Source organism: Lactobacillus sp. CBA3606 (assembly GCF_002970935.1).
In the GTDB taxonomy this organism is placed as follows: Bacteria; Bacillota; Bacilli; order Lactobacillales; family Lactobacillaceae; genus Lactiplantibacillus.
Genome location: NZ_CP027194.1, coordinates 628,227 through 641,856, shown reverse-complemented (window position 1 = coordinate 641,856; position 13,630 = coordinate 628,227). Strand labels below are relative to the sequence as shown.

Genomic DNA, 13,630 nt, shown 5'->3' with positions numbered 1-13,630 from the left:
AGTGCCTGGCTTTTTAGTGGGCATCTAAGTGAGATTACCACTTAAATGGCGGGTGGCTAATACAAATTGGCGTAGTGGCGTTGATTTTGGGAGTTTTTCCCAAGCTGTGATGTTCGCACTAGCTTGAACAGCGGTGCCACGAAAGACCGCAATGTTAGCCGCAGCCATGCCCGTTGCTAACGTTTTTGTTTGTTTAGTTGAATAGTTAAGATCAGGGTCTTCTAGTAATGATTGTAAAGCGGCGTTATAGCCGGCTGCAAATAAGACGTCGTGATCATATTTTTGATAAGCCTGAACTGCCGCTGCGCCTTGGTGGGTTCGAATATAATTGTCAACATTAGTGGCTTGTGCCTGATAGCTGGCAGTCCCGGTCGTCTGATTAAGCTTGAGCGTCCCATAATAATGGCTACCGAGAATGAGGGCACCGCTGGCAATATCCGTTAATGATTGGCCGTTAGTGGTCATTTGCTTGATATTTTGCGCATGCAAGTGCCCAGTTAAAGCTAATTTAATGCCCGCTTTAGCGAAAACTTGCTGAACTTCATCGGCATATCCGATAGTGTAATTTTGGTGAATAGCGGTGTGATCCATTAAGTTGTGGTGCATGACTGGAATTAGCGTGGCATGTTGTTTCTTAGCTGCACGACCGACTTTGGCAATCCAGTCCAAAGTACCGGCATTAAAGCCACCACCAACGGTTGAGCTACCTTGCTGGTAATTACTGCGATAAATGGCCGAATCGAGCATTAAGAACCAAGTTTTCTGGCTCGGTTTAACCAGATAACTTAATGAATTTTTGTCAGTCTCGGTGGCTTGCTGATAGCCCGCGTTTTTATAAATATGCTTAAAGTCACTGGGGCTCACGGCAACTGTTTCTGCTTGTTTCTTCCCTTTGAAACGGCGAGTTAGCGGATTATTAATATCATGATTGCCGGGAACGACATAGACGCGAATATGGGCCTGAATTAACCGGTTTAGTTGCTGTGCCACGTACTCATGACTAGCTTTTTCGCCATTGTTGGTAATGTCGCCACTGACAATGACGACATCTGGTTTTTTAGTTAAGGCAGTCGCAATAAAGGCCTTAAAAATAGTCGCACTATATTTTAAGTCAGCACCGGCGTCACTGGCTGCATAGGATTTGAAGGCCGGACCATTATCATGCAGACGGGGCGCAATCACATGGTCGTCACTAATCACCATGGCTGTGATCGTAGGCTTCTTGACTGCTGGCAGGGTGGTGACGGTCGCCTGATGACAGCCGGTTAATAGGAGTAGGGCAGCGATTACTAGGCTACCAAGGACTGTTGCTTTGACTTTCAAAAGTATCGTCTCATTTCAATAATAAATTAATTTATACTTTTATTATAACCGTTTGATTGCAGGATTGAACCGATGTGGCAAAATAAAGATGTTGGCCCGAGGTAGTAGTGGCTGGGGAACAAAAAAAGTGATTGCTGAAAATCAAAAGATTTTCGGCAATCACTTTTTGGGTTGAATTAAGCTTTTTTAGCGGGCTTCCAAATACCAAGAATTACCCCGGCAATGACCGCACCAATCACAGTAGCGGCAACGTAGCCCCAAATATTAGTGGCTAAGAGTGCGACCCAGAGGCCACCATGAGGAGCAGGAACGGAAACTTGCCATAGTTGAGTTAAACCACCGGCAATAGCAGCACCGACGACACTTGAACCAATGACATGCAATGGATCAGCAGTGGCGAATGGAATAGCCCCTTCAGTAATGAAGGAAATCCCAAGCAACCAGTTTGAAATCCCAGCTTTACGCTCGTCATCCGTAAACTTCTTTGGCCAAAAGGCCGTGGCGATGGCAGTTGCCAATGGTGGCACCATCCCACCAGCCATAACGGCAGCCATTAAGTTACCATCGTTGGTTGCGGTAAAGGCACCAGTTGCAAAGACGTAAGCAGCCTTGTTGAAAGGACCACCCATATCAATTGACATCATCCCACCCAGGACAATCCCTAAGAGAATGGCATTCCCAGTTCCCATGGATTCCAAGAAGTTGGTAATCCAGATGTTAATGACTGAGAAAATTGGGTTAACAACGAAGAACATTAAGAGGGCAGTTAATAGTAAGCCCAAGATTGGGAAAATCAGCATTGGTTTCATACCATCTAAGGAAGCCGGAATATTCTTAGTGGCTTTCTTCATCCAAACGGTGATGTAACCTGCTAAGAACCCAGCGACTAAACCACCTAAGAAGCCGGCCGGACTCTTGGCATTAGCCACGATGGAAGCCGTATAAGCACCACCATAAGCGCCAGTGTAGACAGTTGCCATAAACCCACCAACAAACCCAGGCATTAAGGCTGGACGATCACCGATTGATTCGGCAATGAAGGCGGCTAATACAGGAATCATAAAGGCAAAGGCCATGTTCCCAGCTTGGTTCAAGAAGACAAAGGCTGTGCTCTTGCCACCACCAGCAAATTGTTCAATGACGAAGGAGAGGGCCATTAAGATCCCACCACCAACGACGAATGGCAACATATGTGAAATCCCGTTCATTAAGTTCTTGTAGATTTCGTTCCAAACACCGCTACCAGCATTGCCGGTCGTATCAGCGGCAACATCACTACTATCAGCATGATAAATTGGGGCATCACCACTGATAGCTTCGTTGATTAATTTTTCTGGTTCTTTAATCCCATCGGTCACTGGACGGTTAACTAAATGTTTGCCATCAAAACGAGCCATTTCAACTTTTTTATCAGCGGCAATGACGACGCCATCAGCTTTGGCGATTTCGTCAGCGGTTAAAAGATGTTTAACCCCTTCAGAACCATTGGTTTCAATTTTAATATCAACACCCATTGCTTCTGCCTGTTTGATTAAAGCAGCTTCGGCCATGTAAGTGTGCGCAATCCCAGTTGGACAAGCAGTGACGCCGACGACATAGTGACTAGTTGGTGCAGCGGGTGCTGCGGCCTTTTCAGCGCGGGCCGCTTCATCTTTAGCGTCCTTGGCTTCTTTAGCAGCTTGAGCATCACCGAATAACGTTTGCACGTCGGCTGGTGTTTGGGCTTGCTTCAACTTAGCGACTAGGTCCGGATCAATCAAGAGACTTGAAAGGGCAGCTAAAGCTTGCAAATGTGTGTTGTTGGCTCCTTCAGGCGCAGCAATCATGAAGAATAAGTGGACGGGTTGACCGTCTAAAGCATTAAAGTCAACACCGGCGTCGCTCTTGGCGAACAAGACAGTCGCGCGTTGAACAGCCTTATCTTTAGCGTGGGGCATTGCAATCCCGTCGCCAATCCCAGTAGTTGATTCGGCTTCACGTTTAATAATATCTTTTTTATACAGTGCTTCGTCATTGATGACGCCTTGTTCAGCGTATTTATGAACTAATTCGTCAATGGCTTCGTCTTTGGTCGTGGCAGTCATATCCATGATCATGACGTCTTTTAGTAATAAGTCGCGAATATCCATGTGGTGTAACAGTCCTTTCTGAACTGGTTAGTTAGTTAAATTTTCAATCTTAATTAAAGGTAGAATCTCATCAATCTTAGCCCGGGTAGCAATGTCTTCAGAGAAGGCCGTTGCGGACCCACAAGCTAGGCCATATCGGAAGCTTTCAACCGCATCGTGAGTTTTAGCGAAAGTACCGACAAATCCGCCAATCATTGAATCACCAGCACCAACGGAGTTGATAACATGCCCCTTTGGTGCGGGGCTAAAGTAAACGTGGTCTGGTGTGATGAGCAGGCCACCGTCACCGGCCATTGAAATCAAGACATGTTGGGCACCTGCGGCTAACATCCGTTGACCAGCAGCGATAATGTCGGCTTGACTATTGAAAGTCGTGTCATAATAAGCGGCCAATTCATGATTATTTGGTTTGACGACCAATGGTTGACTAGGCAAGGTCTTCTTTAAGGCTTCGCCAGTGGTGTCAATCACGAAGTTAGCGCCCGCAGCTTTTACTTTTTGAATGATGTCATAGTAGAAACTGTCAGGAAGACTAGGTGCTAAACTCCCAGACATGACAACCACATCGGCTGGTGTTAATTGGGCTAATTCTTGATAGAATTGGTCGATTTCGGTGGCGGTGATTTGTGGACCGGCGCCATTTAATTCAGTTTCAGCATCCGCATGGATTTTAACATTGATGCGGGTGTCATCGGCGATCGTCGTGAAGCGACTGGTCAAGCCTTTGGCAGTTAGAGCCGTGCTGATGAAAGTACCCGTGAACCCGCCTAAGAAACCGAGCGCAATATTGGGTTGGGCTAATTCGTTTAAGATTTGTGAAACATTGATACCTTTACCACCAGGTAATTTAGCGGTATGGGCAAGGCGGTTCACACTGCCGAGTGTCATATGGGGCAGTTGAACCACGTAATCAATCGAAGGATTGACGGTAATGGTGTAAATCATGATGTGACCTCCTGGATAGTGGTTAATGGTTGATATTGTTCCGCCAAAGTTGGCGTTAAATGGTCGGTAATAATCGTCGCACTAGCGAGATCGCCAACCCGCGCAAAGGAAACATGGTCAAATTTAGTATTATCCACTAAGATAAAACTTTCTTCACTTTGTGCAATCGCAGTCTTTTTGACGATGGCTTCATCAGGATCAGGCGTCGTGAGCCCAAACTTGGGATGGACGCCGTTAATGCCTAAGAAAACTTTATTGAAACGATATTCTTGTAAGGACTTTACGGCTTCTGGTCCGATGACGGCCTTAGTGGTGTTTTTTAAATTACCACCGAGCAGGTAAGTCTTGATGCCCATGTCGGCTAAGACTGAAGCGTGCACGACCCCGTTAGTGACAACCCGCAAGTTGTACCGCGGGCTGAGGTGGGCAATCATCGCTAAAGTTGATGTCCCAGCATCCAAGTAAATGACGTCATCCACTTGGATATTGGCGACGGCCTGTTGGGCAATGCGATCTTTGGCATCCACGTTACGAGAAACTTTGTCATTCATGGCGGGTTCCTCTTGGAGTGAGTTCATATATTTAGCGCCACCATGGACGCGCAATAAATCACCTTGTTCTTCCAATTGTTGAAGGTCGCGGCGAGCCGTGGACTCCGAACAATTAGTTTTTGAACAAATGTCTTTGATCTTAATAATGCCCTTAAAACGGATTGTATTTAAAATGTATTGTTGACGCTCTTCTGTAAGCACTTTCAAATCCCTCCGAAGAATAATATACACGTTCAATCGTCAAAACGCAACAAAAAGCTTCAAAAAACGTCAATTTAGTTCAAAAGCAGTCATTGAAGCTTAAAACTGAGCGCTAACCGCCAATTACAGCGGATACTTTGACGTAGTCACCGAACATTTGTATACTAGGTCAGGTATCTAATTTCGCACGAACCATTTCGTAGATAAATAATATAGAAGAAACAGGAGAAAACGATGTTTGTTGATCAAGTAAAAGTAGATGTAAAGGCCGGTAACGGTGGCAATGGGATGGTCGCATTCCGGCGCGAAAAATTCGTTCCTAACGGTGGTCCAGCCGGTGGTGACGGTGGTCGCGGTGGGAGTATCGTGCTGGTCGCTGATGAAGGTTTACGGACGTTAATGGATTTTCGGTACACCCGTAAGTTCAAGGCAGAATCCGGTGGTAACGGGATGATTAAGCAGATGACGGGACGTTCCGCTAAGAATCGTATCATCAAAGTTCCCCTTGGGACAACCGTCACGGATGCCGAAAGTGGTGACTTAATTGGTGATATTACCGAAAAGGACCAAAAACTCGTCATTGCTAAAGGTGGTCGTGGTGGTCGTGGCAATATTCACTTTGCCAGTCCTAAAAATCCGGCACCGGAAATTTCTGAAAATGGGGAACCTGGTGCTGAGTTAACGATTCGTTTAGAGCTGAAAGTGCTAGCGGATGTTGGTTTAGTTGGGTTCCCATCCGTGGGTAAGTCGACGCTCCTATCCGTCGTTACCAGTGCTAAGCCTAAGATTGCGGCTTATCACTTTACGACGTTGGTGCCAAACTTAGGGATGGTCCGGTTAGATGACGGACGTGACTTTGTTATGGCAGATTTGCCGGGACTGATTGAAGGCGCCGCAAATGGGGTTGGTCTTGGGATTCAGTTTTTACGGCATATTGAACGGACCCGTGTTATTTTACATTTGATTGATATGAGTGGCGTTGAAGAAAATGACCCATTTGAAGATTATTTAAAAATCAATCATGAATTAACGAGTTATGACCCTGAATTGCTAAAACGACCACAAATCGTGGTGGCGACTAAGATGGATATGCCCGATTCAGCCGAAAACTTAGCTGAGTTTGAAGCTAAGTTAAAAACGGATGATACGTTGGCCACCGTGCCAGCAATTTATCCAATTTCCTCCATTACGCAACAAGGCATTAAAGCTTTGCTCGCACAAACGGCGGACTTGTTAGATACCACCCCTCAATTCCCAATCAAAGGGATCGATGATGTGGCTCATCGTGAGTATCAAGCTGAACCTAGCCAAGAATTTACGGTTGATAATCCAGAACCAGGCTTGTTTGTGCTGGCTGGTGAAAAATTGGAACGCTTGTTTAAGATGACCAACTTAGATCGTGAAGAAAGCTTGATGCGGTTTGCACGTCAGATTCGTGGCATGGGAATCGACGATGCTTTACGAGCTGCTGGTGCTAAGAATGGTGATACGATTCAAATTTTAGATTATCAATTCCAATTCATGGACTAATACCTAGTCCTAAAAAGAGACGTGAGCCCATTTTTGAGCTCACGTTTCTTTCATATTTTAACCTAGTAGTAGGTGGTGTTGGCTTAACCGATAGCCAAATAATGGCATGAGATCAGCCGCCGGTCGCACCATTAGTTGGACTTGACCATTGACTTGGCGCGTGCGCGCCGTCAATTGGTCTAAAGTCAGGGGTTTTGCTTGGGGGTGCGACTGTAAAATCAAGTGTGATGCGACTAAAGTCACGGTGTCAATTGGGAACTGTTGGTGGTCATGTTCCCAATAGAGTGGGAGCTGGTGGTCCAAATCCACCGTTGAAAGTTTGAAATCAATTAAACGCATCGGGAACCTCCAATAATTCGTTACTAATAATTCCGTCTGAAATGATACAATAGGTTGAGACTAAATACAAAGACTAATCGTTGTCGAATCCAATTATTTTCGGTAAAATGGTTAGCAGACTGTACAGATAAGGACGAACAAAATTATGCAATTAGAATTTTTGGGTACCGGTGCCGGCTCGCCGGGGAAGTTTAGAAATGTAACAAGCACGGCCTTGCGATTACTTGATGAGCGCAATGAGGTCTGGCTATTTGATGTGGGTGAAGGGACGCAACATCAAATTTTACGAACGACGTTAAAGCCACGTAAAATCACTAAAATATTTATTACACATTTACATGGCGATCATATTTTTGGTTTGCCAGGCTTTTTAAGTTCACGCTCGTTTCAGGGCGGTGATGAAGCCTTGACGGTTTATGGGCCTAAGGGGATTCGTGACTTTGTGATGACTGCACTGCGGGTTTCGGGCACGCGGCTGTCATATCCACTCCATTTTGAAGAGCTGGGTGATGATGGGGTCATCTTTGAAGATGCCACGTTTAAAGTTTCTTTCCAGCATTTGGAACATCGAATTGAAACGGTCGGTTATCGGGTCGAGGAGGCAGCACATCCAGGTGAGTTACAGGCTGAGAAGCTGAAAGCCATGCAGATTCCAAGTGGTCCGGTATATGGTCAATTAAAGGCCGGTCTTACAGTGACGTTGCCTGATGGTCGGACGATTAATGGTCAAGATTTCATTGCGGCACCGCAACCTGGTCGGATTGTGACGATTTTAGGGGATACGCGTAAAACGGCGAATGCCATTAGTCTGGCTGAAAATGCGAACGTGTTAGTTCACGAAAGTACCTTTGGCAAAGATGAAGGCAAGTTGGCCCGTAATTATTATCATTCAACGAGTACACAAGCGGCACAAGTCGCTAAACAAGCAGGTGTGACGCAGCTTTTATTAACGCATATTTCAGCTCGCTATACGGGTAAATTATCAAAAGAACTCCAAAAGCAGGCCCAACAAGTATTTAAAAATACCAAAGTTGTGCGTGACTTTGATTTAATTGAAGTTCCGATTAAATAAGAAAGTTGAGGTGGCTAATATGCCAGATTTGACGGGGCAAACCGTGCTCATTACCGGGGCGTCTAGTGGACTAGGTGAACAGCTCGCTTTAGCGGTGGCGGCACAGGGGGCGCATGTTGTTTTGATGGCTCGACGGGCAGCTCGGTTACAAGCGGTGGCTGCGCAATGTCGGGTGTTATCGCAGGCACAAGCACTAGTTTGTGCCGGTGATATTAGCCAAGTGGCAGCGGTTGAACGGGTTTTTACGATGATTGATCAACAGTTCGAACGCTTAGATATCGTTATTAATGCGGCTGGTTTTGGGTACTTGGCGCCAGCTGTGGCGATTTCACCGGCCATGATGACCCGCATGTTTCGGGTCAACACTTTGGGCGTCATGTATGTCAGTCAATTAGCGGCTCAACGCATGGTGCTGGCACGACACGGGGAAATTGTGAACGTGGCGTCAATTGCTGGTAAGTTGGCAACGCCTAAGTCGGCGGTCTATGCCGCAACTAAGGCGGCCTTGATTGCCTATGACAATGCACTTCGGTTGGAATTGAAGCCGGCACGAGTCAATGTGATGACGGTTAATCCTGGGCCAATCACGACTGACTTCTTTAAAACAGCCGATCCAACGGGTCATTATTTGGAACAAGTTGATAAAATTGCGTTAAATCCGGTTAAATTGGCAGCATTAATTGTGAGTAAGGTAGGGCACCAACGCCGTGAACTTAATCGCCCACGGCTCATGGCTGCCGCTAATCTGGGGTATCAGATGGCGCCCAAACTTGGCGATTGGTTAGCTGGGACAGTATTTAATTTTAAATAAGGGGTTGGTAAGATGAAGAATCAATGGCGGTTAGTGAGTGCTTTAGTGATTGTTTTGGTCATTGTCGTTTTTGCTATTTTAAATGTGGATCCAGTCCAAGTTAATTTTGGGGTAGCCAAAGTTCAATGGCCGTTAATTCTGGTTATTTTAATTACCCTGATTTTAGGAGTTGCGATTGCGGTTTTAATGGCGACGTTTAATTCAGTGAAAAAGAATAACGAATATAAGCAAACTTTGACGGATGCCCAAGCAAAAATCGCTGATTTAACGGCGGAAAACAAACGGTTGACGTTACGCTTAAATAATAAAGGTAAGCAAACTAGCGGTAAAGGTGCGGCACAACCAACGACACCGACTAAATAAAACAGTTTGAAAGGAAGCATGCCATGTTAGCGGCTAAAAAACAATGGATTTTACCGGCAGCGATAACTGACGATACTGCAGTGACGGCGTTAGCAGCGGCGGTCGACGTCCCACCGTTAGTCGCAAAACTACTGATTGAGCGTGGTTTTACGACGACAGCGGCAGCGGAACAATTTTTAAATGCAGCGGCACAACCGTTGCATGATCCGTTACAAATGCATGATATGGAACGCGCGGTTGAACGGATTCAGACGGCCATTATGGCGGATGATCAGATTACGGTTTACGGGGATTATGATGCCGATGGGCTGACAAGTACGGCGATTATGTACGAAACGCTGGAACAAATTGGCGCTAACGTGAATTATTATATTCCTGACCGCTTTAAAGACGGTTATGGTCCCAATCAGGCTGCGTTTGACCGCTTGATTGCGGCAGGTACCCAACTCTTTATTACAGTGGATAATGGGGTTGCAGGTAATGCCGTGATTGATGCGGTACAGGCCAAAGGGATTGATGTCGTGGTGACCGATCATCATGAATTGCCAACCACGTTACCCAAGGCTTATGCGATTGTGCATCCGCGGCACCCAGAAGGGCATTACCCCTTTGGGGACTTGTCTGGTGCCGGCGTTGCTTTTAAAGTGGCAACTGCATTATTAGAAGAAATACCAGAAGAATTAATGGATCTGGCCGCCATTGGGACGGTGGCTGATTTAGTCAGCCTCACTGGTGAGAACCGAACCTTAGTGACCTTAGGGTTAAAAGTTTTACGGCAAACGTCCCGGCCAGGTTTAGCGGCGTTAATCAAGGCTGCCGGGCTTACACCGGATCAACTCGATGAAACCAGTATTGGCTTTGGGATTGCACCGCGGCTGAATGCTTTAGGGCGGCTACAATCGGCGCAAACCGGTGTGGAACTGTTAACGACTTTGGACGAGGCACGTGCAACCGAATTAGCCACTCAAATCAATCAGTTGAATGAACAACGGCAAAGTTTAGTTCATGATATTGTAGATCAAGCGTTGGCCCAGGCCCAAACAGCGGAAAATCAACCGCGACAAACGTTGGTCATTACTGGTCACGATTGGCACGAAGGGGTGCTAGGGATTGTAGCGAGTCGGATTGTGGAAAGCACCGGTAAACCAACCTTAGTCTTAAATGCGGATGAAAATGGTCGCTTGAAGGGCAGTGGACGCAGTATTGAGGCTTATAATTTGTTTGCGGCGATTGATCCAATTCGGACAGCACTAGTGGCTTTTGGTGGGCATCATATGGCGGTTGGGTTAACCGTGATGGCCGACCATTTGGCTGAACTTAAAGCGGCATTAGAGACGGCGGCTACGGCGCAAAATTTGGCTGAAAATGCACAGCCAAAGCTAAAATTGGCCGGTGAATTGACCATTGAGGCGGCTTCATTAGCAACGTTGACGGCGATTAAACGCCTCGCACCGTTTGGTATGGATAATCCAGCGCCACTCTTTGAATTGAAACCGACGGCCATTCCACAAGTGCGAGCTATTGGGTCAGAACATCAGCATTTAAAGTTACAATTAAGTGATGGTAAGCAACAAGTGGATGCGATTGCTTTTTCAATGGGAGCGGTCGCGCCAGCTATTCAGGCTAGCCCGACGGCTGTGAGCGTCGTTGGCGAGTTAAATGCTAACACGTGGAATGGTCGAACGACGCCACAGATTATGATTAAAGATTTAGCTATTACGGGATCACAAGTCATTGATGCGCGGACGCAGCATTTGGCGGCCAAGAATTTTAGTACGCCGGGTATTTATTTGTTTTTCCATGCCGCGTTACTGAAACGGTCGTCGGATTATTTAAAGCCAACTGCGCAAGCGATTTTAGTGAGTGATCAGACCACTGACTTTAGTGCGATTAAGCCTGATCAGCCGGTCTTTATAGTGGATTGTCCGGATACTTTGGCTGATTTAACAGCGGTGTTAACGGCCTTGCCCCTTAATCAGTTAACGTTGTACTTATATCGGCGGGAATCGCTCTATTTGGCAGGAATGCCGAGCCGAACTCAATTTGCGAACCTGTATAAATTTGCGATGACTCAGCAAGATGTGGATATTCATCATCAATTATCATTGGTGGCTAGTCACTTACATTTACAACGAAATTTGCTTATTTTTATGATACAGGTGTTTTTTGAGGTCGGATTTGTTAAAATAAATGATGGTGTCATGAATGGCGTTTCGAATCCGCCTAAAGCGGATCTACATCACGCCCCCAGTTATCAGTTACGTGAGCAACAAATCGTCGCTGAAGAAACGCTTTTGTATAGTAAATCTGCGGCCCTCCAAACCTGGGTGAAAAATCAAGCCGCAGAGAAGAATTGAAGGAGCTGTTATTAAGCAATGGCATTAGATTTAACAAAGTATGTTGCAAGTATCCCCGACTATCCAGAACCTGGGATTATCTTTCGGGATATTTCGCCTTTGATGGCGGATGGTGAAGCCTACCGTGAAGCGACTGACCAAATCGTCAAGTTTGCACGTGATAAGCATGTTGATATGATTGTTGGACCAGAAGCACGGGGCTTTATCGTGGGTTGTCCAGTTGCCTATGAATTAGGCGTGGGATTTGCACCTGCCCGTAAAAAGGGAAAGTTACCACGGGCAACCGTGAAAGCAACTTATGACTTAGAATATGGCCAATCAGCCCTTTATTTGCATAAAGACGCGATTAAACCAGGTCAAAACGTCTTAGTGACGGATGATTTATTAGCGACTGGTGGGACCATTTCTGCGACAATCAAACTCGTAGAAGAGTTGGGCGGTAACGTCGTCGGGACAGCTTTCTTAGTCGAATTAAAAGCGTTACATGGTGACGACAAGCTAAAAGGTTACGATAAATTAAGTTTGATGGAATTTTAAAGAATGATTAAAAGTGTGCTACTTTGAAGATTAACTCAAAGTAGCACACTTTTTTAATCGGTTGCTCAGAACCATCAGGCAAATTAACAGTTTCAATCAAAACACTTGTAATTAAAAGTGTTGGTGGTATGATAGTCACAGTTGTAAAGGAGGTCACTAGTCATGCAGACACAACCATCTTTGGCGAGTTTGATTTATCAAATTGCCAAATTAGAAGAACAGCAGTTAAGTCGTCAATTGAAACAATGGGGCGTTAATCCTGAACAAGCGCGTACCTTAACTTATATTCATCATCACCCTGGTACTAACCAGCGAGCAGTGGGGGATTACCTGCATCGGCAAGCGGCCAGTACCTCTAATTTATTAAAAGGATTAAGCCAGCGACAGCTCATTGAACGGCGGCTGGCACCAGCAAATGATCGCGAAAAACAACTATTTTTGACGGTCACCGGTACGGCATTGATTCAAAAAATCAAGTTGAGTTTTGCTGCTTTGGACCAACAGGTTAAAAGCGGTCTAACAATGGCACAGCAGGCACAGTTACCAGCGCCATTATTACAAGTTATGCAAGCTTTATTGGAAGGGACTGCTGATTAATGTCATTAAATCCAGTTGAACGGCAAACGACTAGTCAAGAGCTACAAACGAATTTTAGACGCAGTGGGTTAACGGACGCACAAGTTGCGACAGCGTTACAAACAACACCTGAACACCTGCAAGCGGTTTTGGCGTTGAAGGTGCGGCGAATTGAAGATCCTTGGATCTTACGAAATTATTTAGCGCAACAGTTGACCCAACAAGGGATTACACCAGTACCATATCATTATTTGGTCGGAGATGCTGCGGATTATTGGTTTTTAAATCAAGCGCGTATTAACCGTGAACGGCTTTAGGCGGGGCCGATTGAACGAGACAAGCTTTGGCAGGTTGCTAAAGCTCGTTTTTTTAATTTAGATGTGCTATTATTAACCACAACAACGGAACTGAAATTGAGGTGAAGATGATGGCAAATACACAATTGAGCGATGCCACCCATATCATGGCTTATGTGGCCCTCCATCAGGCGGATGAGTTAAAAAGTGACCGGATTGCGGCCAGCTTAAATACTGATCCGACGATGGTGCGGCGGTTGATGAGTAAGCTACGAAAGGCTGGCTTATTACAATCAACCCGTGGCATTGCTAAACCACAGCTTGCTTGTCTGCCAGCTCAGATTAGCTTAAAAGCGATTTATCTGGCGGTTAGCACGCATCGTGAGTTATTATCGGTTGATCGAGATACGTCAGTCACTTGTCCGGTTGGTAGTGTGATTCCGAAAGTGATGACGACGTACTATCAACAAATTCAAAGTAGTGCTGAAGGGCGCATGGAAAAAATCACCTTACAAGATGTGCTAGATGATTTGGCAAGTTATCAATCGATTTAGACAAAAATTTTGACAAGGCCGACAGTTAGCTTTAAAGTAATGATGT

At 45.7% G+C, this 13,630-nt stretch carries 14 protein-coding genes; 9 read left to right on the top strand and 5 right to left on the bottom strand.

Annotated elements, in window-relative coordinates:
• Positions 1-24: 24 nt before the first annotated feature.
• The 4 genes from C5Z26_RS03220 to C5Z26_RS03205 form a co-directional block, all read right to left on the bottom strand.
• Positions 25-1,323 carry a metallophosphoesterase family protein gene (locus C5Z26_RS03220; RefSeq protein WP_105448586.1) on the bottom strand — a complete coding sequence of 433 codons (1,299 nt, stop codon included), beginning with the start codon at positions 1,321-1,323 and terminating at the stop codon, positions 25-27.
• A 176-nt stretch (positions 1,324-1,499) separates the two neighbouring features.
• Positions 1,500-3,452 carry a PTS fructose transporter subunit IIABC gene (locus C5Z26_RS03215; RefSeq protein ID WP_105448585.1) on the bottom strand — a complete coding sequence of 651 codons (1,953 nt, stop codon included), beginning with the start codon at positions 3,450-3,452 and terminating at the stop codon, positions 1,500-1,502.
• Between the two features lie 27 nt (positions 3,453-3,479).
• The gene (pfkB, locus tag C5Z26_RS03210) at positions 3,480-4,397 is read right to left on the bottom strand and encodes a 1-phosphofructokinase (protein ID WP_105448584.1); all 918 of its coding nucleotides are present in this window, start codon (positions 4,395-4,397) and stop codon (positions 3,480-3,482) included.
• The gene (locus C5Z26_RS03205; RefSeq protein ID WP_105448583.1) at positions 4,394-5,149 is read right to left on the bottom strand and encodes a DeoR/GlpR family DNA-binding transcription regulator; all 756 of its coding nucleotides are present in this window, start codon (positions 5,147-5,149) and stop codon (positions 4,394-4,396) included. The genes pfkB and C5Z26_RS03205 overlap by 4 nt, the downstream gene beginning before the upstream one ends.
• Before the next feature lie 234 nt (positions 5,150-5,383).
• Between C5Z26_RS03205 and obgE the strand changes: the two genes are divergently transcribed.
• A complete protein-coding gene (obgE, locus tag C5Z26_RS03200; protein ID WP_105448582.1) occupies positions 5,384-6,679 on the top strand; it encodes a GTPase ObgE in 1,296 nt (431 codons plus the stop codon).
• Positions 6,680-6,736: 57 nt separating this feature from the next.
• On the opposite strand, the gene C5Z26_RS03195 is transcribed toward obgE, so the two are convergent.
• Positions 6,737-7,018, bottom strand: a complete 282-nt coding sequence (locus tag C5Z26_RS03195) for a hypothetical protein (RefSeq protein WP_105448581.1) — start codon at positions 7,016-7,018, stop codon at positions 6,737-6,739.
• 145 nt (positions 7,019-7,163) lie between these two features.
• On the opposite strand from C5Z26_RS03195, the gene rnz reads away from it, so the two are divergent.
• The 8 genes from rnz to C5Z26_RS03155 all read left to right on the top strand — a co-directional run bounded on the left by rnz (position 7,164) and on the right by C5Z26_RS03155 (position 13,584).
• Positions 7,164-8,090: a ribonuclease Z gene (rnz, locus tag C5Z26_RS03190; protein ID WP_105448580.1), complete on the top strand. Its 927-nt coding sequence runs from the start codon at positions 7,164-7,166 to the stop codon at positions 8,088-8,090.
• Positions 8,091-8,109: 19 nt separating this feature from the next.
• The gene (locus tag C5Z26_RS03185) at positions 8,110-8,901 is read left to right on the top strand and encodes an SDR family NAD(P)-dependent oxidoreductase (protein WP_105448579.1); all 792 of its coding nucleotides are present in this window, start codon (positions 8,110-8,112) and stop codon (positions 8,899-8,901) included.
• Between the two features lie 12 nt (positions 8,902-8,913).
• A complete protein-coding gene (locus C5Z26_RS03180; protein ID WP_105448578.1) occupies positions 8,914-9,264 on the top strand; it encodes a lipopolysaccharide assembly protein LapA domain-containing protein in 351 nt (116 codons plus the stop codon).
• 23 nt (positions 9,265-9,287) lie between these two features.
• Positions 9,288-11,621 (top strand): single-stranded-DNA-specific exonuclease RecJ, encoded by a 2,334-nt coding sequence (recJ, locus tag C5Z26_RS03175; protein WP_105448577.1) that lies wholly within the window; start codon positions 9,288-9,290, stop codon positions 11,619-11,621.
• A gap of 18 nt (positions 11,622-11,639) precedes the next feature.
• Positions 11,640-12,158 (top strand): adenine phosphoribosyltransferase, encoded by a 519-nt coding sequence (locus C5Z26_RS03170; protein ID WP_105448576.1) that lies wholly within the window; start codon positions 11,640-11,642, stop codon positions 12,156-12,158.
• A 162-nt stretch (positions 12,159-12,320) separates the two neighbouring features.
• Positions 12,321-12,755 (top strand): MarR family winged helix-turn-helix transcriptional regulator, encoded by a 435-nt coding sequence (locus C5Z26_RS03165; RefSeq protein WP_105448575.1) that lies wholly within the window; start codon positions 12,321-12,323, stop codon positions 12,753-12,755.
• Entirely contained in the window at positions 12,755-13,051 is a 297-nt protein-coding gene (locus C5Z26_RS03160) for a DUF2316 family protein (protein WP_105448574.1), read from the top strand. The genes C5Z26_RS03165 and C5Z26_RS03160 overlap by 1 nt, the downstream gene beginning before the upstream one ends.
• A 110-nt stretch (positions 13,052-13,161) precedes the next feature.
• Positions 13,162-13,584, top strand: coding sequence for an Rrf2 family transcriptional regulator (locus tag C5Z26_RS03155; RefSeq protein ID WP_105448573.1), 423 nt, complete (start codon positions 13,162-13,164; stop codon positions 13,582-13,584).
• The last annotated feature ends 46 nt before the right edge of the window (positions 13,585-13,630 follow it).